17 protein-coding genes are annotated in these 24,660 nt (G+C 57.1%); 3 read left to right on the forward strand and 14 right to left on the reverse strand.

Annotated elements, in window-relative coordinates; genetic code table 11:
- Nucleotides 1–64: 64 nt before the first annotated feature.
- The 12 genes from recD to rppH form a co-directional block, all read right to left on the reverse strand.
- The gene (gene recD, locus NR302_RS15140) at nt 65–1,903 is read right to left on the reverse strand and encodes an exodeoxyribonuclease V subunit alpha (protein ID WP_258143829.1); all 1,839 of its coding nucleotides are present in this window, start codon (nt 1,901–1,903) and stop codon (nt 65–67) included.
- Nucleotides 1,900–5,439, reverse strand: coding sequence for an exodeoxyribonuclease V subunit beta (gene recB / locus NR302_RS15145; protein WP_258143830.1), 3,540 nt, complete (start codon nt 5,437–5,439; stop codon nt 1,900–1,902). Before recB ends, recD begins: the two co-directional genes overlap by 4 nt.
- The gene (gene ptrA, locus NR302_RS15150; RefSeq protein ID WP_258143831.1) at nt 5,436–8,333 is read right to left on the reverse strand and encodes a pitrilysin; all 2,898 of its coding nucleotides are present in this window, start codon (nt 8,331–8,333) and stop codon (nt 5,436–5,438) included. The genes recB and ptrA overlap by 4 nt, the downstream gene beginning before the upstream one ends.
- A 107-nt stretch (nt 8,334–8,440) precedes the next feature.
- Entirely contained in the window at nt 8,441–11,821 is a 3,381-nt protein-coding gene (gene recC / locus NR302_RS15155; protein ID WP_258143832.1) for an exodeoxyribonuclease V subunit gamma, read from the reverse strand.
- A 69-nt stretch (nt 11,822–11,890) separates the two neighbouring features.
- Entirely contained in the window at nt 11,891–12,232 is a 342-nt protein-coding gene (locus tag NR302_RS15160; RefSeq protein WP_258143833.1) for a prepilin-type N-terminal cleavage/methylation domain-containing protein, read from the reverse strand.
- Nucleotides 12,165–12,587 (reverse strand): YgdB family protein, encoded by a 423-nt coding sequence (locus tag NR302_RS15165; RefSeq protein WP_258143834.1) that lies wholly within the window; start codon nt 12,585–12,587, stop codon nt 12,165–12,167. Before NR302_RS15165 ends, NR302_RS15160 begins: the two co-directional genes overlap by 68 nt.
- Nucleotides 12,584–13,123, reverse strand: coding sequence for a prepilin peptidase-dependent protein (locus NR302_RS15170; RefSeq protein WP_258143835.1), 540 nt, complete (start codon nt 13,121–13,123; stop codon nt 12,584–12,586). Before NR302_RS15170 ends, NR302_RS15165 begins: the two co-directional genes overlap by 4 nt.
- On the reverse strand, nt 13,114–13,584 hold the full coding sequence (locus NR302_RS15175; RefSeq protein ID WP_036649761.1) for a prepilin peptidase-dependent protein: 471 nt from the start codon (nt 13,582–13,584) through the stop codon (nt 13,114–13,116). The genes NR302_RS15170 and NR302_RS15175 overlap by 10 nt, the downstream gene beginning before the upstream one ends.
- A gap of 178 nt (nt 13,585–13,762) precedes the next feature.
- The gene (thyA, locus tag NR302_RS15180; RefSeq protein ID WP_008109264.1) at nt 13,763–14,557 is read right to left on the reverse strand and encodes a thymidylate synthase; all 795 of its coding nucleotides are present in this window, start codon (nt 14,555–14,557) and stop codon (nt 13,763–13,765) included.
- Nucleotides 14,554–15,435, reverse strand: coding sequence for a prolipoprotein diacylglyceryl transferase (gene lgt, locus NR302_RS15185; RefSeq protein ID WP_008109262.1), 882 nt, complete (start codon nt 15,433–15,435; stop codon nt 14,554–14,556). Before lgt ends, thyA begins: the two co-directional genes overlap by 4 nt.
- A 114-nt stretch (nt 15,436–15,549) precedes the next feature.
- Nucleotides 15,550–17,796, reverse strand: coding sequence for a phosphoenolpyruvate--protein phosphotransferase (gene ptsP / locus NR302_RS15190; protein ID WP_258143836.1), 2,247 nt, complete (start codon nt 17,794–17,796; stop codon nt 15,550–15,552).
- 12 nt (nt 17,797–17,808) lie between these two features.
- Nucleotides 17,809–18,336: an RNA pyrophosphohydrolase gene (gene rppH, locus NR302_RS15195; protein WP_007890933.1), complete on the reverse strand. Its 528-nt coding sequence runs from the start codon at nt 18,334–18,336 to the stop codon at nt 17,809–17,811.
- A gap of 682 nt (nt 18,337–19,018) precedes the next feature.
- On the opposite strand from rppH, the gene mutH reads away from it, so the two are divergent.
- From mutH to NR302_RS15210, 3 genes are all read left to right on the forward strand, one after another.
- Nucleotides 19,019–19,705, forward strand: a complete 687-nt coding sequence (mutH, locus tag NR302_RS15200) for a DNA mismatch repair endonuclease MutH (RefSeq protein WP_154155385.1) — start codon at nt 19,019–19,021, stop codon at nt 19,703–19,705.
- Nucleotides 19,706–19,809: 104 nt separating this feature from the next.
- Nucleotides 19,810–20,028 (forward strand): YgdI/YgdR family lipoprotein, encoded by a 219-nt coding sequence (locus tag NR302_RS15205; RefSeq protein WP_258143837.1) that lies wholly within the window; start codon nt 19,810–19,812, stop codon nt 20,026–20,028.
- Between the two features lie 144 nt (nt 20,029–20,172).
- Nucleotides 20,173–21,213: an NADP(H)-dependent aldo-keto reductase gene (locus NR302_RS15210; protein WP_008109256.1), complete on the forward strand. Its 1,041-nt coding sequence runs from the start codon at nt 20,173–20,175 to the stop codon at nt 21,211–21,213.
- Between the two features lie 107 nt (nt 21,214–21,320).
- Here NR302_RS15210 and lplT read toward each other — a convergent pair whose 3' ends face one another.
- Together lplT and aas are read right to left on the reverse strand one after the other, a co-directional pair.
- A complete protein-coding gene (gene lplT / locus NR302_RS15215) occupies nt 21,321–22,511 on the reverse strand; it encodes a lysophospholipid transporter LplT (RefSeq protein ID WP_008109254.1) in 1,191 nt (396 codons plus the stop codon).
- Nucleotides 22,508–24,658 carry a bifunctional acyl-ACP--phospholipid O-acyltransferase/long-chain-fatty-acid--ACP ligase gene (aas, locus tag NR302_RS15220; RefSeq protein ID WP_258143838.1) on the reverse strand — a complete coding sequence of 717 codons (2,151 nt, stop codon included), beginning with the start codon at nt 24,656–24,658 and terminating at the stop codon, nt 22,508–22,510. Before aas ends, lplT begins: the two co-directional genes overlap by 4 nt.
- Nucleotides 24,659–24,660: the final 2 nt, after the last annotated feature.

Consider the following 24,660-nt stretch of genomic DNA (forward strand, 5'->3'; position numbering starts at 1 on the left):
CCTACAAAACCCCTTCCCCGTAGGGTCGGCATTCATGCCGACCAGGTCCATCACCGCACCACATTTACTCCCCGCTCAACCGCTCCAGCAATCCACTGCGTCGCTGGGTACGCAACTGCACAGCGCGACGGAACACGCTGTCATCGCTATACAACGTCAGCTGCTTACGTGCGCGGGTAATCGCGGTATAAATCAGTTCGCGCGTTAACACCGGCAGAAACTGTGCCGGCATCACCAGCGCCGTGTGATCAAACTCCGAACCCTGCGATTTATGCACCGTCATCGCCCACGCGGTATCGTGCGTCCGCAATCGGCTCGGCTGCACCGCTTTAATGCTGCCATCCGGCAACGGGAAGAACACTTTCAGCAGACCTTCCTCGTCAAACAGCGTGATGCCAATATCGCCGTTAAACAGACCCAACGCACTGTCGTTACGCGTCACCATTACCGGACGTCCCTGATACCAGCGACTGCCGCCGGTTGGACGACGAATCAGCTGCAACTGCATCAGTTTCTGCTCAATACGCTGGTTCAATCCCTGCACACCAAACGGTCCTTCACGCAGTGCGCACAACAGCTGATAACGGCCAAACGCTGCGATAATCTCAGCAGGATCCGCACGTTGACTGATGAGTTTCAGGAAAGACTGATAACCGGCGGCAATCTCCGTCAGCATCGCCTGATACGCCTCCGCATCCTGCAGAGGTTTACGGCTGATATCGCTGAACCCGGCCTGGAATGCCGCTTCAACCGCCTTTGCATCACCGGCATTAACCGCTGCGGCCAGTTGGCCAATGCCGGAGTTGGCGTCAAAGCGGTAGCTTTTGCGTAGCAGGCAAATCGCATCGCGCACGGCGGGCGCGCTGCTGTCATCGATACCCGCTACCTCGCTGCCGGTGAGCGCGCTCAGCTGCGCAGCACGCATCGGGCTGTATCCTGCTTCGGCACAGCGACAGATATCACCGAGCACCGCGCCCGCTTCCACCGACGCCAGCTGATCGCGATCGCCAAGGAACACCACGCGCGCCTGCGCTGGCAATGCGGCAATCAGATTCGCCATCATGCCGAGATCGACCATTGAGGCTTCATCCACCACCAGCACATCCAGATGCAGCGGATTCCCGGCGTGATAGCGCAGGCGCTGCGTTTCCGGCTGCGCGCCCAACAAGCGGTGCAGCGTGGTGGCGTCGGCAGGAAAGCGCTGCCGCTCCGCCTCACTCACCGGCAGCTTTTGCAGCGCTTTGCCCAGCGATTCGGTAAGACGCGCTGCCGCTTTGCCGGTTGGTGCAGCCAACTGAATACGTAACGCGCCTTCACTGAGACGGATCAGCGCCGCCAGCAGTTTTGCTACCGTGGTGGTTTTACCGGTGCCGGGACCGCCCGAAATCACTGCAGTTTTCTGCGTTAGCGCCACCGCCGCCGCAATCTTCTGCCAGTTATCCGGCTCGGTGCCAAACAGCTGATCCAGCACTTGCCGCACCTCTTCAGCCGCAAAAGGTTGTGCTGTCGACGGTGACAGAAAGAAGCGTGCCACCTGCCCTTCGTTGTGCCAAAGGCGATGCAGATAGAGACGATCTTCGCTCAGCACGATGGGCGCCGCTTGCTCGCTGCTACTCAGCGCCGACCAGCCGCCTAAAATGGCAGGCCAATCCTGCGGTTCTCCCGCCGCTTGCCAGATGGCCTGCGCCAGCTCCGCATGACGCCCTTTAAACAGGTTGTCGCGGCTTAGCTGTGATAACGGCAAACAGACATGCCCATCTCCCGCTTCCGCGCTCAGGCACGCCGCCAACAGCAAACGCGCCGGTTGCTCGTCATCGGCCAGCAGTTGAGCGAACTGGACATCCAGCGAACGCAGCAAACGCAGCTCAGCCGCCTGTGCTAAAAGCGCTGTCATACCGCTCATGCTGTCGCTCCCGGCCCGCGAAACAGGCTATCCAGTTGTGAAACAAAATCGAACGTCGGACGGGTGTGGAACACGCCGTTGTCTGGCGAACTGCCGTCCATGCCACGCAGGAACAGATAAAACACGCCGCCGAAATGCTGCTCATAATCGTAATCCGGCACGCGATGTTGTAAATAGCGGTGCAGCGCCAGCGTGTAGAGTTGGTACTGCAAATCGTAGCGGTGGTCGATCATCGCCTGCTCCATTGCCTGCGGCGTGTAAGCTTCATGGCTGTCGCCGAGCCAGTTGGATTTGTAATCCAGCAGGTAATATTTGCCCTGCCAGCGGAACACCAGATCGATAAAGCCTTTCAGCATGCCCTGCACCTGACGGAAATCGAGCGGTGGGGCCTGCGCCGATAACGCATCCTGAGAAATTAACGCGCTCAGTTCATGCGCGGTCAGCACGTTGTCAATTGGCAGATAGAACGCCATCTCCACCAAACGATCGCTGCTCTGCACCTGCGCCAGATGAATGCCCTGTGCGTTGAGCGGCGTGCTCAATACGCGCGTAATCCACGCGCTGAGCATCGGCTGCCAGTGCAGCGGATAGCCGTTTTGCTGCAGATGTTGCGCCAACATCTCTTCGGAAGGCGGCTGCGGGAAATCCAGCGATTCGAACAGCTCATGTAAAAACGTTCCCGGCGCAGCACCGCGTGGGAAGTGATGTGGCGTTAGCGCCGCTTCGCCTTCCTCTTCACGCTCCTCTTCGCCTGCCGCTTCCACATCAAAATTCGGCATCACCTCAAGCAGACGATGAGAACTGTGCTGCTGCAAACCGGAATAACTGGTGACGCGCCACGGATCGGCCAGCACGCGTGTTACGGATCGCGCGCCCAATTCACTATCAGCGATAGCCTCAACCTGCCAGCGCTCGGCTTGCATATCTTCTGCCAGCACCACATCGGTGCCCGCCGCGTCCATGTCATGCAGTAACGCACCGAGCTGTTCGGCCGTCGCCGCTTCGCCGCGCTGCAACAGAAAACCGAGCGCGCTTTTATGCAAATCGCTCTCGCCCTCTTTCTTGCGCGTGCCGCGAAACAGCGGTGCCACGCCGACGCTGCAGTGAAAGATCGAACGGGTCAACGCCACGTAGAGCAGGCGTAAATCCTCTGCCAGACGCTCCTGTTCGGCCAGCGCCAGGCTCTCCTCGTCGGCTTGCAGATCCAGCACCGCGTCAAAGTTCTCACGATCGTGATAGAGCGCGGTATCGGCCTCGCGGAAACCGACGGCAAACGGCAGCCACACTAACGGATATTGCAGGCCTTTAGATTTGTGGATGGTGACGATCTGCACCAGATGGCGATCGCTCTCCAGACGCAGCTGCTGGCTGGCAGACTGGCTGTCCGGACGCGCGATCTGCTGTGCCAGATGGCGCACCAGCGCATGCGGGCTATCCAGTTGTGCAGCCGCTTCCTGCAGCAGTTCGCCCAGATGCAGTAAATCCGTCAGCCGACGCTCACCGTTCTCCGAGGCCAGCAGATTTTCCGCCAGCTGGCGCTCTAGCATCATCTCGCGCAGCATCGGCAAGACGCCACGCTGCTGCCACACCAGCTGCCAGCGGGCAAAGGTATCCACCAGTTCATCCCAACCGCGCGCATCCTGATCCAGCGCATCCAGCTGCGAGGCATCAAAGGCAAAGAGTGAAGTTGCCAGCGCGGTGCGCAGCATACGCTCCTGCTCCGGCGCCAGTACCGCCTGCAACAGCCATAACAGCTCACGCGCTTCAGGCGTGGTGTAAACGCTGTCGCGATTCGACAGGTAAACCGACGGAATGCCCAGCAGATTCAGCGCTTCACGAATCAGGCTGGCTTCGTTACGGCTGCGCACCAGCACGGTGATGTCAGAGGCTTGTACCGGCCGCAAATTGGGAGCTTTGCCCAACATCGCGCGCTGCTGCTGCCCGGCCTGCAACCAGCGACTTATATCGGCCGAACACTGCTGCGCCATACGTTGTTGATAATCGCCAACGCTGCAGCCTTCGCCCGGCTGCAGCCAGAAGCGTAACGCCGCTTGCTCAACCTGATCGATGCTAAGAGACAACGGCTGGTTCGGTGGCGCGAACTGCACCGGCAGAAACGGGATCTCGGCGAACAGGAAGGGCGCGTCGAGGCGTGCAAACAGCTGGTTGACGCTGTTAACCATCGCTGGTGACGAGCGCCAATTGGTGTCCAGCGTGTAGTGCGCACTGACTTCACTGCGCGCGCGGATATAGGTAAAAATATCCGCGCCACGAAAGGCGTAAATCGCTTGTTTGGGATCGCCAATCAGCAGCAGCGCATGCGCTGGCTGATTGATGTAAAGCGTACGGAAGATGCGGTATTGCAGCGGATCGGTGTCCTGAAACTCATCAATCAGCGCCACCGGGAAACGCTGGCGAATCGCCTGAGCCAGCTGCTCACCACTCGGCTGTTGCAGTGCTTCGTCGAGGCGGCTCAGCAGGTCATCAAAACCCAACAGTGCCTGCTGACGTTTCTCTTTGCGCACCGCAGCGCGAACCTCTACCAGCGCGCGCGCAATCACCAGATCGCGCAACGACAGCGGTTGGGCAAGGAACGTGTCGATGGCGTCAAACACAGTGTGATGCGGCGGATTGCCCTTTTTGGTCTTCTCTTCAAGCATGCGCTGACCGAAGCGCGCCAGTTCGGCAGGCACCTGATAATCACGCGTTTCGCTCTGCGCCCAGAAGCTGACTTTGTTGACCCAGACCGGCAAATTTTTGCTGCTGTAGCTGCGCTTATCCACATCGGATTGCCCCACCAGCGTCAGCACCTCTTCACCCACCGCCAGCCATTGCGCTTTCATCGCGGCGATACGCGCCAGATTTTCGCTGTGGCGCGAAGCCAGAGTTTCACTGTCGGCAGGCGGCAGACGCAGGCTGGGCGATTCGCCCTGCAACCACGGACGCAAAGTGGAAAGTAACTGCTCTGGGCCGCTCCATTCGCTGACAATCACCCGCGCGACATCCAGCGTCAGCGGATAGCAGTGACGACGCCAGAAATCGGCGGTCGCCTGGCGCAGCAGCAGCTGTTCATCCTCAATCAGCTGTTGTTCAAACAGCATGCCGGACTCAAAGGCGTTGAGATTCAGCATGCGCTGGCAGAAGCCGTGAATGGTAAAGATGGCGGCTTCATCCATCTGGCGTTCAGCGGCCAGCAGCAGCGAAGCGGCATCGGCGGGTTGCGGAATTTCCTGCAGCAGCTGCATCAGCATCGGGTTGCTGCTGACGCCGCGCAGGCAGGCCAGCCGCAGCTCGTGAATGTTGGCGCGAATACGCCCGCGCAGCTCAGCGGTAGCAGCCTCGGTAAAGGTCACCACCAGAATCTCTTCTACCGACAGCGGACGCGAATAAGCATGTTCTCCGCCCAATCCCAGTAACAGCCGCAGATAGAGCAGCCCGATGGTAAAGGTTTTACCGGTTCCGGCTGAGGCCTCAATCAGACGCTCACCGCGCAGCGGCAGCGTCAGAGGATTGAGCGATTCAGGTAGCAGACTCATTGCGCGTCACTCTTCACGGGCAACGATTGCTGCAGCTTCTGGACCTCATCCCATGTGGTCCAGGCCGGCAGCTGTGCGTAGTCATCTTTGGTCGCGCCATCATGGCTGCCGCCAATCTGCGAAATCATCGCCATGCCTGTTTGTGCTAAGACCGCCTGATGGAAGAAGTCGGCCAGACCGGCTGGCGTCAGTTGCTGAATTTGCTCAATCGCTTTTTCACGCGTATCGAAAGCAAAGTTCTGACGTTTAAAGTCACGGTTAAAGCGGTTCGCCTCTTCATCCAGCGTTTGCGGGCGCTGCTTCATATCGTTGATTAGCGCCTGCTGATACTGGGCAAAATCTTCCGCTTTCATGCTGCGCAGACGCTGTTCCGCCTGCGGATAAAACGCCTGGAAGCGTTGCAGTAAGAACGCCGGCTGCTTGCTGTTACTTTGCAGCAGGAAACCGATGCCCCATTGGCGACCAATCGGCATCTGATACGCAAACACCGCGTAGCCGAGCTGCTCTTCGGTGCGCAATTGGTTGTAGAACCAGGGTTGGACGATCTGGCTCAGCATGGTGCTATTGGCCATGCTTTGATATTCGCTGTAGCCCAACGGCACATACAGCGCGGCCAGCGCCGAATCGGTGCTGCTGCCGGCTTTTTGCAGGTTGGCCTTCATCGCTTTATCCACCGTCACATAATCACTGTGCCAGTAGCCGTGACCATCGCTCTGCAACTGCTGCTGCAGTTCATCGCCGAGCTGTTTCACGCGATCGGCGGAGAGATTACCCACCACCATCATCTCTGGCGTTGCATGATGAATCAGCGCATCGCGGTAATCGGTGACCTCTTTCAGCGTGATGTCCTTCACCAGTTTGCGGCGCGTTTCACGCTGGGTGTACGGCAGCTGCGACAACATCTGCATCGGCTGAATCGCCTGTTCAAACGCTTTGCCCTTCTCTGCCGCCTCCAGTCGATCCAGATACCAGGATTTGGCCTGCTCCAGCTGCTGCTGATCCGGCGTAAAGGTGGCGTAACCTTCCACCAGCTTTTTCAGCAATTCCGGCAAACGTTGGGTAAAACCGCTGGCGCTAAACACGATGCCATCATCTTCCCCGGTGGAGAAACTGATGCCGCCAACCGAGGCCTGCGAATTCAATTCATCCAGCGCCAGGCTGGAGAGATAGTCATTCAAGCCAAACAGCACCTGCTGGCGCGCATCGCTAATCGCCGATTTGTTACGCAGCGCCAGGGTGATAGCGGCTTTCGGTTCACTGGCAAACATCTGACTTGGCATCCAGTAAATACGCATGCTGTCGCCATTGGTTAGTGCTACCGGATGATCGTAGGTTTTGCCATCGGAGGGAATGATGGAGAAATCCGAAGGAATGTAGGGATTCAGCGTGGGCATCGATAGCTGAAGCTGCGCGGCGCGTTGCTGCCAGTCGCTGAACTGGGCGTCGCTGATTTTGTCCACCTGATACGGCGCATTCACAAAGTAGGCCTCTTTGTTATGCGGCTCCTGCGGGCTGATGTACCAGATACGCGCGTTCTGCGGCGTCATTTCATCAAGGCGCATTTTGATTGCGGCGGGATCGAACTGATCGGCCAGATACGGCGCATCCAGCGTGTGTTCAACCGGCACCCGCAGCATGGTATCCACCAGCCATTCGATGTAATCCATATCGCGGGTAATTGATGGATAACGGAAATCCAGCGCCAGCACGTGGGAGACTTCATCAAAGTACTCTTTGCTGATGCCTTTGCTGCGCAGCATATCGAGGTAATTAAACACTGCAGCGACCACTTCATCGCGCTGCGCCAGACCTTTGTCGGTTAACGAGACGCTGATAGCAAAGACGCCGCTATTTCGCTCGGTCATTGGGTCAGCACCTGCACTAACGCCATCCGCCAGCCCCTGTTTTTGCAGCCAGTCGTTCAGGGTATTTTTGCTGCGATTGCCGAGAATGTAGCTGATCAGCGTATCGGTTTTACTGCGGAACTGGCCGCTGTTGTTCGGGATGCGGAACTCAATTTTTAACTGCTTGCGCGGCTGGGCGGGCACGTAATGGATAATGATGCCCTTCTGCGCGTCGGTCACCACCGGCACGTCAATCTCTGGCACGGTGGTCTGATGATTAGCCACCCGACCAAAGGTTTGTGCCGCAATGTCGGCCATCTCGGGCAGCGGTTTGTTGCTGTAGATCACCGCCTTCATCAGATTGGCGGAATAATGGCTGTGATAAAAATCGGTCAGCGCCTGATGTAATTTGCTGTCCGGCTTGTCACTTAACGTATCGAGGTTGCCGCCGGAATAGCGCGAACCCGGATGCGCAGGGTTAAGGGTTTCTGCGCCCACCTGCGCCATGCGCAAGCCATCGCGTGAGCGAGCCATGGTGAGTTCTGCGTTGACCGCATGGCGTTCACGATCGGCATTAACCGGATCGAGCAGCGGTTCAGCAATCGCATCGGCCAGTCGGTCTACCGCTGGCTGCAGCGCACTGTTTTCCACTTCCAGATAGAACGCCGTGCGATACGACGCGGTGCTGGCATTGTGGCTGCCGCCATTTTTTTTCAGGAATTCGGCGAGATTATCAGGCTGCGGATAACGCTTTGAACCCATCAACACCATGTGTTCGAGATAGTGCGCCAGACCCAGTTGCTGATTAGGATCGTCCAGCGAACCGATCGGCAAGGTCAGCGCCGCCAATGATTTAGGCGCTTCGGCATCCGAGACCAGCAGCACGGTCATGCCGTTGTTTAACGTAATCGCCTGGTAACTGCGTGGATCGTGATCGCTTTTACGAATGGTGTCATTGATGGGTTGCCAGCCGCGATCGGTATCGGCAAAGGCATTCAGCGCTAACGTGCTCAGCAGCAGCGCTCCAATCCAGCGTGCGTAAATCCGCATTTAAACCCCTTACGTTACCCTTTTCCGCTGACTGTGTGCCCAGCGGTGAAATAGACAAACTTTCTTATCGTGTCAGGAACAACCTCAAACGAGGCCGTATTCCCTTGCTATTCATCATTTTGATGCGCCAGGCGCACCGGCAAATACCATTGGCGTGCGGCGGCAGTTATCGCCTGCACGGCATCATCATCCAATGAGCGACTCAGGCGTTGCAGATAGGGATCGCTGCCCTCGCCTTCCACCTGGAAACCACCCTGCCAGGCTTGCAGCAATTTGTTAAGTGCCTTTTTCTGCGTTGCTTCATCTTCCAGCAACTGCTGCGACTTGCTATCAAAGCTGGCTTCCAGCCAGGCGCCGCCGGATTTATTCAGCAGCATCAGCGGCTGAACTAGTCCGGCCTGATAACCCGCAACATACTCATTCAGCAGCGACAGCGCCTGTTCAGCAGGCAGCGCCGCGAAGCGCCAGTGACTCTGTTTACGGCCGTACATGCGGCTTTCACCGCTGCCGCCCAATGCGCAATACACCAGATGTTCCAGCCATAACAGCAGGCCATCATTCATGTTCAGCACGCCCGGACGCCAGCGCAGCAGGCCATCAGCTTGCACCTGCGTTAGCCAGCCGGTCAATTGCACTGCGCCGAGCGTTAGATTGATTTCCCAACTTTCGGCAGGCTGGCGTTGACCGCTCACCTCGGCTGCCACTTCCTGCATCTCTTCGGTCTGGCTCTGCCAGAAAAGTTCCCCGAACGCGCCGTAAGGCAGATTGCCTGCGGCGCGGTGACGCGCATACAGCTGCGCCGGATCGTCACCATTGACCAGCGTATTCAGCAGTTGGGCGTTGATTTGGTAGCGTTCCAGGCTATCAGGCGCGAACGGTTCGCTGTCGGGCAGCTCACTCTCTTCCATCCAGAAAGCCACACCCAAGCGCTGCTGGAACCAGGCGCGCACCGGATGACGCCAGAAACGCAGCAGTTGCTCCAGCGACAAGGTTTCTAACGGTGCAGGCAGCAAGGGCTGCACAAAATCAGGTTGTGCCACGCCGCTGCCGCTGGCCGCTGGCAGCCACTCCGCAGCAAAGCTTTGCCCGGGTGCGCCCGGTTGGAAGTTTTCTGCGGCAAACGGCATGCGGCTATGCAGCTTTTGCAGATGTTCGCGCACGCGTTGCTCGCTGATATCGGGTTCAAGTGCCTCATCACCCGGCAGACGGAAGCTTTGTCCCAGATAATCTACCAGCTCGCTCACTAATACCGATGGATAGCGCTCCGTGTTGTCCTGAATCGCCCGGCCAATGTAGCTGATATAGAGCTGCTGCTGCGCCGAGATCAACGCTTCGAGGAACAGATAGCGGTCATCATCGCGGCGGCTGCGGTCGCCTTTGCGCATCTGTTGCTGCATCAGGTCGAAACCAAGCGGTGCTAAGGTGCGCGGATAGACGCCATCGTTCATGCCCAGCAAACACACCACTTTGAAGGGAATCGAACGCATCGGCATCAGCGTACAGAAGTTGATGGGTCCGGCGAGAAAACGTTGGCTGATGCGCTGTTGATCGAGGCGTGAACGCAGCTCATCACGCAGCAGCGTAACCGGAATCGGCTGTTGATACGCCGCCTGCATGCCTTGTTCGATAATCTGTTTCCACTGGGTTTCAACCAGCAGTAGCGCGGCTTCACTTTCGGCGTCTCCGCTAAAGAAGCACTCAATCAGCTCACGACACAGCGGCTGCCACTCTGCCAGCGTACGTTCTTCTGCCAGACGCGCACGCCACTCTTCCAGTCGCGATAGCAATTCGGCCAGATGACCCGCCAGCTCAGCGATCAAACCGCTGGATTCGTCATACGGCAGAATCCCTTGCCAGTCGCCGTTGCGGCTCTCCAGCGCATAACCGAGCAGCATGCGCTGTATGCCGAAGCGCCAGGTGTGTTGTCCGGTTACCGGCAGCGCCAGCGCTTCCACGCTGGCATCATCCAATCCCCAGCGAATGCCGGATTCCATCACCCAACGGCGCAGCAGTCGCAGCCCGCTTTCATCCACCGAGAAGCGCTGCGCTAATGCGGGAACCTCAAGCAGCGCCAGCACATCTTCGGAGGTAAAGCGACTTTCAGGCAGCGACAGCAAGCTGAGCAGCGCCAGAATCGCCGGGTGCGCCTGACTGGCGCGGCGGTCGGAAATGGCGAACGGCAAATAGCGTTCGCTCGGTGCACTGGCAAAAGCGGCCTGAATAAAAGGGGCGTAGCTGTCGATATCCGCTACCATCACGATGATGTCGCGCGGCTTGAGTTCGGGATCTTCTTCCATCAGCGTAAGCAGATGATCCTGCAGCACTTCGACTTCACGCTGAGCGCTATGACACACCTGCAGCGTGATGGAACGATCTTCTGGATTCAGCTTGCGTTTCTCGGCGCTGTTCGCCAATTCTCCCGCATTAAGGCCAATGACCGCTCTATCGTCCAGATTGAGCAGATCTGCTTGCAAGCTATGCAGCAGATTGTCTTGTGGCATCTCAACGAAGGCATCAATATCGTTAGCGGCAGATTCCATCTGGCTCAGCAGAAACAGGTTATCGCGCCCCAGTTTGCCCCATGACGCCAGCAGCGGATTGGTCAGCTGCTGCTCACCGATATCGTTAAACAATGCCGACGCGCTAGCTGGATCGCGGAACAGCGGCTGCAGCTCATCCGATTGTATGCGGCGGCGCTGGCGGCTTTGCAGCTTCGCCAGGAAGGCATAATCCTGAATGTCGCCCCAATAGTGACGGCAGGGATTGGTGAACAGCAGATGGATATCAATGTGACGGCCCAGCGCTTCCAGCGCCTGCAGATAGACCGGCGGCAGCGCGGAAATACCGCAAATAAACACGCGCTGTGGCAAACCCGGCGGCGGCGTTTGCGCCTGTTCTAGCTTTTGGATGAAGCGCGCATAGAGATTAGCGCGATGCCACATCGGCTGACCCAGGCTTTCGGTAAAGTTGACCAGATCGCACCACAGCGGCGCCTGCCACTGCTGCGATTCGCCCAAGCCATCAATCAGTTCACCGCGCTCCCAGCTGTTGAGCCAGTCCGAGCGATACACCAGATATTGGTCAAACAGGTCAGCAACGCGGGCGCTGAGCTGATACAGCTTTCGCTTGTCGTCGTCATCATTGAGGTAGTGTCGCAGCGGCTGGAAAGCGTCCTGCTCCAGCAAAGTTGGCAAGCGATGCATCAGCTTCCAGCTCATGCTGGCTTTGGTGAAGGCGCTCTCTTCAGGAATATCGGGCAGCACCTTAACGAACATGTTCCAGATGAAGCTGGCAGGCAGCGGGAAATCGATGTTGGCGGCAATGCCGAAACTGTTGGCCAGCTCCATTTGCAGCCACTGCGCCATGCCTGGGCTTTGTACCAGCACCTGCTCAGCCGCCAGCGGATCGGCCAGCGGTTGATTTTCAATCAGAATTCCTGCCAGATTCTTCAACAGATCAAGCTGATTTGAGTGATAGACCCGGAACATATTTCTCCTAAACACAAGACAACAACGCAGCCGAGCCACTCTACCGTTTATCACCTGCGATGCCTACCGCTAGTGGCAATTGAGCTGCGCCAGTGAGGCGGAACGCTGTTGTGGACCCCTAACCGTAATGCGCTCCAGCGTACAGCCGCCCGCCAGGCTCTGCTGTTGGCGCTGACTCTGCCATCCCTCAACGTCACGTCCAAGCAACGCCTGACCGGCAACACGCCACGCCTGACGCTGCTGCCACTGCTGGCTAAAACCCAGCGCCAGCGCGCGATGATATTGCAGCAAGGTGCTGATGGTCATCGCCAGCAATAGCATCGCCACCAGTGTTTCCGCGAGGCTAAAACCCTGCTGCTTCTGGCTGACACAGCGTTGGCTGCGACAGCGGACAGTAATCGATCCAGCCATGCTCTTGCCGCTGTGGTTGCGTGTTGGGGATTGATACCCAACGATAGAGCCACAGCCCGCGCCCTTCTCCATGTCCCGATAACAACGCATTGTCATCCTCCATCCGTAGCAGGCAGCTTTGCCACTGCTCTGCTGTCCATTGCTGGCATTGCCAGCCGGTGGCCTGCGGCCAGTTTTGCACGCTGCCCCACTCTAACGCCGCCTGCGCCTGCCAGAAATCCTGACTGTGCAGCTGCTCGTCAGCCACTAATACCATGCTTTGCGAAAGCTGAGTCCGCGTGGTGTGTAGCGTCAATCCGCCCATCAGCAACATCATCAGCACCATGCCCAGCGTGCTATTGCCGTGCTGCTTCACAGATTGATTCCTTCGATCCAGTTTTCCAGCTCTACGCTTTGGCTGTTGGCGTGTCCCGCCAGTTGCAGCACCAGACGCGTTCCCTGCCGTTCAAGCTTAAAGGCATCGATGGTGAGAAACGCTGGATCGGAGAGTTTCTCCCAGCCGCTGCTGTTGCACTCATCCACGCCACGCTGCATTTCAAGCTGTCCGCTGCGCAGCCGATAGCCGTAATAGTCACTTTCGCTGTGGCCCACGCCTTCCCAACGCCCGTTGCTGTTCTCATCCCAGCGCAGTAAAACGCAGCTGCCGCTGGCGGCGATCGTTAACGCTGAACCGCTACACTGGCCGTGGCAATAGCCGGCACGGCGCAGCGCTTTTTGCAGCGTATTGGCGATCTGCTGCAGCTCCTGCTGCAATTGCACGCGCTGTTGCAGGCGCAAATTCTGCTCCAGCAGCAGCGGTAAAAAACGCCCGACGCTGACCATCAGTACCGCGCCTATCGCCATGGAAATCAGCATCTCCAGCAGGCTAAATCCACTTTGCGCTATTCGCATCCTTTCTCTCCCGGCTGACAGGCACGAATGCGCGCTCTGGCGGAGATGATTAAGCGCCAGCGCCCCGCCGCACTGGCGAGATCGATGCTGCCGGGACGCGCAACATCACGCCGTCCGTAAAAACCGACGTCACCGGTGATGGCGACAATGCGCACACTGTCGTGCGGCGGTTTAAATAACCAGCGCGAGGGCAATGCGCAGCCTTCTGCCGGTTTGGCTCCCGCGCCCAGACAACCGTTTTCACCGCTTTGTAGCCACAGTGTGAGATCGCGATTGTGCCAGTTGGCATGGGCGCGCAGGCGCAGCAGAAACCCCTGCAGTTGCAGTACGCTGTCGCGCAGCTGTTGATATTGCTGCCAGCGCTGCCAGCCTTGCAGCGCACCGACGCTGAGTATGCCGGCGATCACCATCACCAATAACAGTTCGGGCAAGGTGAAGCCGTGGTTATCGTTTCTGTTCATGGCGGGTAATGTGCCCAGCGGCATGAGGTTGAACAAGCGAGGGAAATCAGCGTTGGGAAACGTTTTGCAGGGAATCGGTTGAGGTGTGCAGTGGGATACAGCGTTTTGTGAGGCGGGTTCAGAATTGAGGTGCGGGTGAGTAGAGGTCGCCATGAATGGCGACCCTACGAGAGTGCCGTTAAATTGCCACGGGCGCTTTAATCGCTGGATGCGGATCGTAACCTTCAATCTCGAAATCATCGAACTGATAATCGAAGATAGAGGCTGGTTTACGCTTGATCACCAGCTTCGGCAACGGACGCGGTTCGCGCGTCAACTGCAGGCGTGCTTGCTCTAAATGGTTGCTGTACAGATGGGTATCGCCACCGGTCCAGACAAAATCGCCCACTTCGAGATCGCACTGCTGCGCCACCATATGCACTAACAGCGCGTAGCTGGCGATATTGAATGGCAGACCAAGGAAGATATCGCACGAACGCTGATAGAGCTGGCAAGAGAGCTTGCCGTTCGCCACGTAGAACTGGAAGAAGGCATGGCAAGGTGCCAGCGCCATTTGGTCCAGCTCGCCCACGTTCCACGCCGAGACGATGATGCGGCGCGAATCCGGGTCACGCTTCAACTGCTCAATCACTTTACTGATTTGATCAATCTCTTCGCCCGAGGCGCTGCCCCAGCTGCGCCACTGCTTACCGTACACCGGGCCAAGGTCGCCGTTCTCATCTGCCCATTCGTCCCAGATGGTGACCTTGTTCTCTTTCAGATATCCGATGTTGGTCTCACCTTTCAGGAACCACAACAGCTCATGAATGATCGAGCGCAGGTGCACTTTCTTGGTGGTGACCAGCGGAAAACCGTCCTGCAAATTGAAACGCATCTGGTGGCCAAAGATGGAGATCGTGCCGGTGCCGGTACGGTCGGCCTTTTCTGCGCCTTCATTCAGCACATGTTGCATTAGGTCCAGATACTGTTTCATTTTACCTCACGAGTTTGTTGCTGCGGGCGACGACGATACGCCCAGATCATCATAATCACACCGGCCAGAATCATTGGGATCGACAGAATCTGTCCCATGCTGACGCCGCCTTCAAACAGGCCAAGCTGTGCATCCGGCTGACGGAAGAACTCCACGATGATGCGGAATGCGCCGTAGCCAATCAGGAACAGGCCCGAGACGCTGCCCATGGGGCGCGGCTTGCGAATAAACAGGTTGAGAATGATGAACAGCACGATGCCTTCGAGGCACAGTTCATACAGCTGCGATGCATGACGCGGCAACACGCCGTAGGTGTTCAGCAACTCCTGGTACTGCGGATTGTTGGCCGCCAGCGCGATATCTTCGCTGCGTGAACCCGGGAACAACATCGCGTATTTGAAATCGGGCGCCACGCGGCCCCACAATTCGCCGTTGATGAAGTTACCGAGACGACCGGCACCCAAACCAAACGGGATCAGCGGTGCAATGAAATCCGCCACCTGGAAGAAAGTGCGTTTGGTGCGACGAGCGAAGATCAGCATCACCACAATCACACCAATCAGGCCGCCGTGGAACGACATGCCGCCATCCCAGACCTTAAACAGATACAGCGGATTTTCCAGGAACAGCGGCAGGTTGTAGAACAACACATAGCCGATACGTCCACCGAGGAATACGCCGAGGAAGCCCGCATACAGCAGGTTTTCCACTTCCTCTTTTTTCCAGCCGCTGCCAGGTTTGTTGGCGCGTCGCGTCGCCAGCCACATGGCAAATACAAAGCCCACCAGATACATCAAGCCGTACCAGTGAAGCGAAACCGGTCCGATAGAGAAAATTACCGGATCGAATTGGGGAAACGAAATGTAGCCGTCAGTCATCTTTCACCACTGTTTTTTTCTGCCCTGAAACGGGTCTGGCTAAAGGGTTCACATAATAAAAGGCCGCGCATAATAGCACAGCCACGTTTAACACAGGTCGCGAAGATGTAACCGTTAACGCCCGCCGCGAATCAAACCGCCTAAACCACGGCGCTCCATAAAGGTGGAGACCAGATGGCGCACTTCCGAGGCGGTATGTGCAGCCAGTCCATGCTCGCTGAGCTTCTGCGCCTCTTCAAAGTCGAGATGACGCAGCAAATATTTCACACGCGGCACGTTCTTGCCGTTCATGCTGAGATGGTGATATCCCATGCCCACTAACAGCGCGACACACATGGGATCGCCGGCCATTTCACCACACAAGCAGAGCTCCAGTTTGGCCTGGCGGGCTTCGCTGGCGATGGTATGCAGCGCCCGTAGCATCGCTGGATGCAGTGAATCATACAGGTTCGCCACGCGTGTGTTGTTACGATCGACCGCCAGCAAATATTGCGTCAAATCGTTGGTGCCGACGGAGACAAAATCCACGCGATCCGCCAGATGCGGGATCATAAACAGCATCGACGGCACTTCAATCATGATGCCAATGCGCGGCTTAGGAATCACATAGCCGAGCATCTCTTCCACTTCGCGGCCAGCGCGATCGATCAGACGACGCGCATCATCGATTTCGTCGATATGGCTGATCATCGGCAGCAGAATGCTTAAGTTGCCAGACGCCACGTCGGCGCGCAGCATGGCGCGCACCTGCACCAGGAAGATCTCAGGCTGATCGAGCGTTAAGCGAATGCCACGCCAGCCAAGGCACGGATTCTCTTCGCTGATTGGCATATACGGCAGCTGTTTATCCGCACCGACATCCAGCGTACGCAGCGTCACCGGTTTGTCGTAGAACAGCTGCAGCATGCCCTGATATTGCGCCACCTGCTCCTCTTCGGACGGGAAGCCGTTGTGCAGCATGAACGGAATTTCGGTGCGGTACAGACCGATGCCATCCACCCAGTTATCCAGCGCCTGCTCGTGTTCCGGGCTGAGACCGGCATTCAGCATCACCTGAATGCGCTCACCGCTTTTCAGCTCGCCGGGCTGCTCGACCACGCCTTCAGCCATTTTGCTCAGCGCGTTCTCTTCGCTGATCAAACGCTGATACTCCTGCACCAGCACCGGTTCGGGATCGATCAGCACTTCGCCGCGATAGCCATCAACAATCAGCAAGCGTTTGTTGAGCTGCGCCGGCAGGATATCCGCGCCCATCACGGTGGGAATGCCCATTGCGCGCGTCAAAATCGCCGCATGCGAGTTGGCGGCACCGTCGCGCACGACCACGCCCGCCAGACGCTCCTGCGGCAATTCCGCCAATGTGGTGGCGGTGAGTTCATCAGCGACTAACACGAAGCGTTCCGGCCAGGCATTGGTGCCGACCAGTGAATCATCGAGGTGGAACAGCAGACGTTGACCGAGCACGCGCAGATCGCCGGCGCGCTCGCGTAAATATTGATCCTGCAAGTTGGCGAACTGCTCGGCGAACTTCTCGATCACCGTTTTAACCGCCCACTCCGCTACCGATCCGCGCTCGATCTCGTCAAACAGATCCTTTTTCAGGCGCGCATCGGTGAGCAGGTGCGAATAGAGATCGAAGATCGCCGCGCTCTCTTTCTGCACGCTGGCAGCAAAGCGTTTACTGAAGCGGCGGAATTCGTTGCCGGCCTCGCCCATCGCCAGCACCAGACGCTCGCGTTCACGCTGCACGTCAAGCGTGGAGGCAGCGGAAACCTGGTCGAGCAGCGGCTGGGTTTCATCCACCCAACCGGGCGCAACCGCCACGCCAGGCGCAGCGGCAATGGCTTTTACCCGCGTTTGACGGAATTGACCGAACAGTTGACCGAGCTGCGACTGCGACAGCAAGCCCGCCATTTGCGTGGCGAGCGTGACGAGGAAAGACTCTTCGCTTTCATCAAACTGACGGTGTTCGCGCTGCTGGATAACCAGCACGCCAAGCAGCTGGCGACGGCTGATGATCGGGACGCCGAGGAAGGAGCGATAGCGCTCCTCTTTAACAGAAGGAATGTATTTGAAGCTGGGATGACTTTGCGCGTCGGCGAGGTTGATCGGCTCGGCTAAGCGTCCAACGAGGCCAACAATGCCTTCATCAAACGCCAGCGTGACCGTACGACCACGCGGCTTTTTTAGCCCGCGTGTCGCCATCAGGTAGTAGCAACGACGATCGTGATCGGCGAGATAAACCGAGCAAACCTCGGTTTCCATCGCAAGGCAAATTTCGTTTACCAGAATGTCGAGTGCTTCATTCAGACGTGGAGCACTCGCCACTTTCTCTACAATTTCGCGTAACTGAGTGAGCATAAAGGGCGTGGCCTATCCTCTTTTACGTCGTTGGGCGGCGTTATTCCGCTGCCCCGCACTCTCCTGCATAGACATCACTACGCCCGCGAATTCTTTCATTACGCGGCGATACACATCGCGCTTGAAAGAGACCACCTGACGTACCGGATACCAGAAGCTAACCCAGCGCCAACCATCAAACTCGGGCGTGCTGCTGTGCTGCACATTGATTTCCGCGTCACTACACATCAACTGCAGAAGAAACCACTTTTGTTTCTGGCCGATACACACCGGCTTTGTGTCCCAACGCACCAAACGTTTTGGCAACTTGTAGCGTAACCAGTTTCGGGTTGAAGCAAGTATTCGAACATCTTTGCGGTGTAAACCCACTTCTTCGAACAGTTCGCGATACATCGCCTGTTCAGCAGTTTCACCCGGATTGATGCCTCCCTGAGGAAATTGCCAGGAGTGCTGTCCAAAGCGCCTGGCCCACAACACTTGTCCTTGCCTGTTACAGATTACGATACCAACATTCGGGCGGTAGCCATCATCATCGATCACTGGACTACCTCAAAGCTAAATTTGAATAGCCTGATTGTTTCACACTCCTTACAGGCGGTAAACCACTGGATAGCGGGCCGCAGGCGGAATAAAAACAGGATAACTCACAGAGATTAGCCAAGTTATAAACAGACGACCCCATTTATCGGCGATCTTATTCACGTTTTCTGTGGATAGCTTTGTGCAGAACACGGGAATGAGTTGAATAACCACTTCGGATAAATCTCATCAGCCAGCATGATAACGGCGACAAATACGATATTTTTCATTGGCATAAAACTTATTAACCGTTAAATCACTATCAGGATCAACGGTTATCCTCCGCTCGGTTTTTTCGATCGGTCAAAGATCCATCACCGACGTTTTTATCCACAGATAATGCCCTAAACCTGGTCAAAGAAAGGAAAAAAAGCGTTCAAAACACGAAAGTCAAGGCTGTAAATGGAAACAGGGGTACGGGCAAAGGGGTGTTACCCCACTTTTCTGTGGATAACTAGGTTCAACACCTGTTCATTGTCGATAACAAGCTGGGATAACCTGGCCATATCATCGGATGTCCTCATTCCATTGGAATAAAAAAGCACGCTGAATCATGCTATTATCACAGTTATTCAACTAACTGCCATGTGGACAAACCCGGCCCGCGTTTACTGTTCACTCTTCAACCAATGTGAGTTTTAGCATGCACTCCTCACCGTTATTACCGTCGCCACCTGAAAACGAAGCGGAATTACTGCAGCGCGCACAACAGCTGGCGGGACAGACCTTTGCCGCGCTGGCGGCGCAGATTAACCTGCCGATTCCCGCAGATTTGAAACGCGACAAAGGCTGGGTTGGCATGCTGTTAGAGCTGCATTTGGGCGCCAGCGCCGGCAGTAAAGCCGAGCAGGATTTCGCCCATCTCGGTATTGAGCTGAAAACCATTCCGGTGGATGCGCAGGGCAAACCGCTGGAGACCACCTTCGTGTGTGTGGCGCCATTAACTGGCAATAGCGGTGTGACCTGGCAAACCAGCCATGTGCGGCACAAACTGGCGCGGGTGCTGTGGATCCCGATCGAAGGCGATCGTGCCTTGCCGTTAGCCGAGCGCCGCGTCGGTTCGCCGCTGCTTTGGCATCCGAGTGAAGAAGAGGAGCAACAGCTGCGCGAAGACTGGGAAGAGTTGATGGATATGATTGTGCTCGGCCAGGTGGAGCGCATCACCGCACGTCACGGTGCCTGGCTGCAAATCCGCCCTAAAGCCGCCAACAGCAAAGCGTTGACCGAAGCCATCGGCGAACACGGCGAGCCAATCATGACGCTGCCGCGCGGCTTTTATCTGAAGAAAAGCTTCACCGGTCCGCTTTTAGCGCGACATTTTTTACTGTAAATGCATATTGCTGCCGATAATTTTAGGAATGATGCGATTACTCCTAACGACGAAAGCATTTATTACTACACTTTTGCTGTTGAAGTCGCGAGAAGGAGATAAGAATGAAAGGGTTGGTGAGTGCAGTGGGTTTAGCGTTGATTGCCGTGTTACTGAGCGGTTGTAGCAGTGATTACGTCATGGCGACCAAAGATGGCCGCATGATCATGACAGATGGCAAACCTGCCATCGATAAAGAGACCGGATTGGTACAGTACACCGATGAGAAAGGCCATCAGATGCAGATCAATGGTGATGAGGTTTCAACCATCATTGAGCGTTAAGTGCCAAATTGCCCTGCCTGCACGCGTTTTCCCTTTGTGCAGGCGATTTCCCGAACTTTCCCCTCTTCCTTCCGCGCCGCTTCACACGCTATAGTCCCAAAGGACACAACATTCCCTTTCATAATGAAAAAAGGATGCCGGCAAATGCACTATCACCGTATTCCCCATAGCACGCTGGAAGTGAGTCAGCTGGGGCTTGGAACCATGACGTTTGGTGAGCAGAACAGCGAAGCCGACGCCCACGCACAGCTTGATTACGCGGTTAGCAGTGGTATTAACCTGATTGATACCGCGGAAATGTATCCGGTGCCGCCGCGCCCGGAAACTCAGGGATTAACCGAACAATACATTGGTAGCTGGCTGAAGAAGCGCGGCAGCCGTGACAAAATCATCCTCGCCAGCAAAGTGGCCGGACCGGTACGCGGCGCGGATGCGTCGATTCGCCCGAACCAGGCGCTGGATCGCAAAAACATCCGCGAAGCGCTGGATGCCAGCCTGAAACGCCTGAACACCGATTATCTCGATCTCTATCAGCTGCACTGGCCGCAGCGTCAGACCAACTATTTCGGCAAGCTGGGTTATCAATACACCGATTCCAGCGTGCCGGTGACGCTGCTGGAAACGCTGGAAGCGCTGACCGAACAGGTGCGCGCCGGTAAGATTCGCTACATTGGCGTGTCGAACGAAACCGCGTGGGGCGTGATGCGTTACCTGCAGCTGGCTGAAAAGCATGAGCTGCCGCGTATCGTCACCATCCAGAACCCGTACAGCCTGCTGAACCGCAGCTTCGAGGTTGGTTTAGCGGAGATCAGTCAGCATGAAGGCGTCGAGCTGCTGGCGTATTCCAGCCTGGCATTCGGTACCTTGAGCGGTAAATACCTGAACGGTGCGAAACCCGCCGGTGCGCGCAATACGCTGTTTAGCCGCTTCACCCGTTACAGCGGCGATCAGTCCAATCAGGCGATTGCTGCCTATGTTGAGCTGGCGAAGAAGCACAATATGGATCCGTCGCAGATGGCGCTGGCGTATGTGCGTCAACAGCCGTTTGTCGCCAGCACCTTGCTTGGCGCCACCACGCTGGAGCAACTGAAGATTAACGTTGAGAGTTTCAATCTGACGCTGAACGCCGATGTGTTAGAGGAACTGGAAGCGATTCATCGCCAGTTTACCTATCCAGCCCCGTAAAACCGTAGGGTCGCCATTCATGGCGACCAGGTGCGCATAAATGCGCACCCTACAATATTCTGCCGTAGGGTCGCCATTCATGGCGACCTTTTCAATTCCCGCCCAATCTACCGCCGCCCTTTCCACCACAACACCGCAATCGCCACGGCGAAAATCGCGCCGAATCCGACGCCGGTCGCCACCGCAGGCGCGCCCAGCTTAATCGCCACGGTATACAATCCCAGCATCAGCAGCATCGCGGTATTTTCACCGAGATTCTGTACCGCAATCGCGTTACCTGAACCCACGGACTCCTTGCCGCGCTCCTGCAGCAGCGCATTCAGCGGCACCACAAAGAAACCGCCCAGCGCACCAATCAACATCAGCACCAGATAGGCATTCAGCAAACTGGTTTGCAACGCGAACACCACCACCATCACGCCAATCAGCACACCGGCAGGCATGCAGCGACGCACGGTTTGCAGCGTCACCAGTTTTGCCGCCGCAGCCGCGCCAATCACGATGCCAATCGCCACCATTGCATTCAGCGTGGTTGGGGTTTTGTTGTCGCTGATGCCCAGCGCCACCGGCACCCACAGCACCAGCAGGAAACGTAGCGTCACGCCCGCGCCCCAAAACAAACTGGTACCGAGCAGTGAGAAACGCGTCTCGCCGTTGCGCCACAGCAGCTTCGTGGCCGCGACAAAACTGCGCAGCATGGCAGCAAAATGCCAGCTCTGGCCCGGACGCGCCGCCGTCAGGCGCGGAATAAAGATATTCGCCACCACCGCCATCGCATAGGTCATAGCACACACCACCAGCGCGGCCACCAGGTTCCAGTCCGCCAGCATCCCGCCCGCCACTGAACCCAGCAGAATCGCTGCAATAGTCGAGCCTTCCATCAAGCCGTTAGCTTTTACCAGGCGTTCACCGCTGGTGATCTCCGTCAGGATGCCGTACTTGGCGGGCGAATAGGATGCCGCGCCAATCCCCACCAGCGTGTAACCAAGGAACGGGTTGAAGCCGAAGCAGATGGTCAGCGCGCCCAGCAGCTTGAGGCTGTTGGCGAACATCATCACCCGACCTTTGGCGAAGCTATCCGCCATCTGCCCAACGAACGGCGCGAGCAGAATGTAAGTGGCGACAAACAGCATTTGCAGGATTGGCTGACTCCAGTCCGGATAGAACTGATTTTTCAGCACCGCCAGCGTAACGAACAACAGCGCGTTGTCGCCAAATGCTGAGAAGAACTGCGCCACGATCACTGCCAGCATGTTGCGTGACATTAGCGGTGCATCGTTATTTAACGCCTGGCTCATGCCTGCTCCTCTTCTGCCAGCTGTTTGAGGCTGACATAGTCCGGTTTGCCGCTGCCCAGCATCGGCAGCTGTTTCATCACGCGAATATCGCGCGGCACCGCCAGTTCTGGTGCGCCAATCTCACGCGCTGCTTTCAGCAAGGTATCGCGCCCCAGTTCGCTGTCGGTAGTAAACAGCACCAAAGCTTCACCTCGATTGCCGTCCGGACGCAGCGATGCCGCATGCTGCTTCTCGTTGGAGGCTTTCAGCGCAATCTGCTCCACAATCTCCAGCGACACCATCTCACCGGCAATTTTGGCGAAGCGTTTCGCACGCCCCTGAATCTGGCAAAAACCGCCTTCATCAAAGCTGACGATATCGCCGGTGTCGTACCAGCCTGCTTCCATCTCGCCTTCGCCGTTATCGGCGACCGGCACTTCCAGCACGCCCGGATTCTCCACGCGCAGATAACCGTTCATCACGTTCGGACCGCGCAGCTGCAGGCGACCGCCCTGCTCAATGCCCGGCACCGAAATCAGACGCGAATCCATGCCCGGCAAAATGCGGCCCACGGTGTGATTTTTCGCCGCCATCGGCACGTTGATCGCCACCACCGGCGCACACTCCGTCACGCCGTAGCCTTCGAGAATACGGATGCCGTATTTTTCCATATAGATCTGACGCGTCGCTTCCTGCAATTTCTCCGCGCCCGCCACCACATAGCGCAGACGCGCAAAATCGTAAGGGCTGGCGAAACGCGCGTAGTTGCCGAGGAACGTTGAAGTACCAAACAGTACGGTGCAGTTACGGTCGTAAACCAGCTCCGGCACGATGCGGTAATGCAGCGGGCTCGGATAGAGAAACACCTGCGCGCCGGTCAGCAGCGGCGTAAACAGGCCAACGGTTAAACCGAAGGCATGGAACAGCGGCAGCGCCGACATAAAGCGGTCGCGCGGGGTGAAATCCGCCACGGTACGAATCTGCTCAACGTTGGCTAGCAGGCTTTTATGCGAATGCACCACGCCTTTGGGATTGCCTTCCGAACCGGAGGTAAACAGCACCATCGCTGCATCTTCCGGCTGCTGAGCAACCTGCGCACGGCGCGGCATCAGCAGATGCGTCACGATCCACAATTTGTCCTGCAGCGTAACGGTATCTTTCAGATCTTCCAGATAGATCCACTGCACTTCGTTGAGTCCCTGCGGCAAGTGCCACAGGTTGCCTTTTTCGAGGAACTGACGCGAAGTAAAGACGGTTTTCACCTGCGAAGCGGTCAAGGCCGCACGCATGCCATTTACGCCTGCGGTGTAATTGAGCATCGCCGGAATACGGCCGCGCAGTGAAGCACCAAGAATCGCCGCCGCCGTCACCGTGGCGTTCGGCAGCAGCAGACCGACGTATTCACCTTGCTGGCTGTAGCGTTCGAGAATGCGGCCCACGCCGAGCGCTTTTTTCAGCAAACCGGTGTAGCTATCCGGCTTAAAGTTGATGTCTTCGATGCACGGTTTCATCGCGCCATAGCGCTGACGCGCATTGAGGAAAGCTTCGAACAGCGTTTCACGCGGACGCACCGCCATGCGGGCTTCCATCATCACATGATGCAAGTGTTCGCCCGCCAGCGTACGGCGATCGCGCGCGCGCTTGGCTTCAGGCATCGGGATTACCGTTGGCGGCAGCACCGTTAAGGTGATGCGTGGGAACAGGCGGCGTTTAAACACGCCCGCCAGACGACCAAACGGCGTATATTCCGCGCCTTCGATACGCATCGGCACCACGGTGGCACCGGATTTCGCCGCCACAAAGCCCGCGCCGCTGTAGATCTTCATCAGCGATCCGGTCACGGTGATGCGACCTTCCGGGAATATCACCACCGGACGCCCCTGATTGATCATGCGCACCAGATGTTTGATCGACATCGGCTTGGTGGGATCGAGCGGAACGAAGTCGATAATCGGCTTCAACAGGCGCATAAACCATTGGTCGCTGATCGACGAATAGACCGCGAATACCGGTTTGACCGGCAGAAACAGCGCCACTAATACGCCATCGAGAAATGACATATGGTTGGGGGTGATCAGCACTTTCTCTTTATGCAGTGCCGCGAGGTCGCCGCGCAGTTCCACACGCCATAGCAGGCGGAACAGGAAACGGAAAAAAGTGAGTAGCATGC

The organism is Pantoea sp. SOD02 (assembly GCF_024707505.1).
GTDB classification, from domain to species: domain Bacteria; phylum Pseudomonadota; class Gammaproteobacteria; order Enterobacterales; family Enterobacteriaceae; genus Pantoea; species Pantoea symbiotica.

Bases quoted from the DNA above. Each gene is read 5' to 3' on its own strand.
- ptsP (WP_258143836.1), bottom strand. From the start codon at position 17,796: ATGCTCACTCAGTTACGCGAAATTGTAGAGAAAGTGGCGAGTGCTCCA.
- NR302_RS15210 (WP_008109256.1), top strand. From the start codon at position 20,173: ATGCACTATCACCGTATTCCCCATAGCACGCTGGAAGTGAGTCAGCTG.
- aas (WP_258143838.1), bottom strand. From the start codon at position 24,658: ATGCTACTCACTTTTTTCCGTTTCCTGTTCCGCCTGCTATGGCGTGTG.
- recC (WP_258143832.1), bottom strand. From the start codon at position 11,821: ATGTTCCGGGTCTATCACTCAAATCAGCTTGATCTGTTGAAGAATCTG.
- NR302_RS15160 (WP_258143833.1), bottom strand. From the start codon at position 12,232: ATGGCTGGATCGATTACTGTCCGCTGTCGCAGCCAACGCTGTGTCAGC.
- NR302_RS15170 (WP_258143835.1), bottom strand. From the start codon at position 13,123: ATGCGAATAGCGCAAAGTGGATTTAGCCTGCTGGAGATGCTGATTTCC.
- lgt (WP_008109262.1), bottom strand. From the start codon at position 15,435: ATGACTGACGGCTACATTTCGTTTCCCCAATTCGATCCGGTAATTTTC.
- thyA (WP_008109264.1), bottom strand. From the start codon at position 14,557: ATGAAACAGTATCTGGACCTAATGCAACATGTGCTGAATGAAGGCGCA.
- lplT (WP_008109254.1), bottom strand. From the start codon at position 22,511: ATGAGCCAGGCGTTAAATAACGATGCACCGCTAATGTCACGCAACATG.
- mutH (WP_154155385.1), top strand. From the start codon at position 19,019: ATGCACTCCTCACCGTTATTACCGTCGCCACCTGAAAACGAAGCGGAA.
- recD (WP_258143829.1), bottom strand. From the start codon at position 1,903: ATGAGCGGTATGACAGCGCTTTTAGCACAGGCGGCTGAGCTGCGTTTG.
- NR302_RS15175 (WP_036649761.1), bottom strand. From the start codon at position 13,584: ATGAACAGAAACGATAACCACGGCTTCACCTTGCCCGAACTGTTATTG.
- ptrA (WP_258143831.1), bottom strand. From the start codon at position 8,333: ATGCGGATTTACGCACGCTGGATTGGAGCGCTGCTGCTGAGCACGTTA.
- recB (WP_258143830.1), bottom strand. From the start codon at position 5,439: ATGAGTCTGCTACCTGAATCGCTCAATCCTCTGACGCTGCCGCTGCGC.
- NR302_RS15205 (WP_258143837.1), top strand. From the start codon at position 19,810: ATGAAAGGGTTGGTGAGTGCAGTGGGTTTAGCGTTGATTGCCGTGTTA.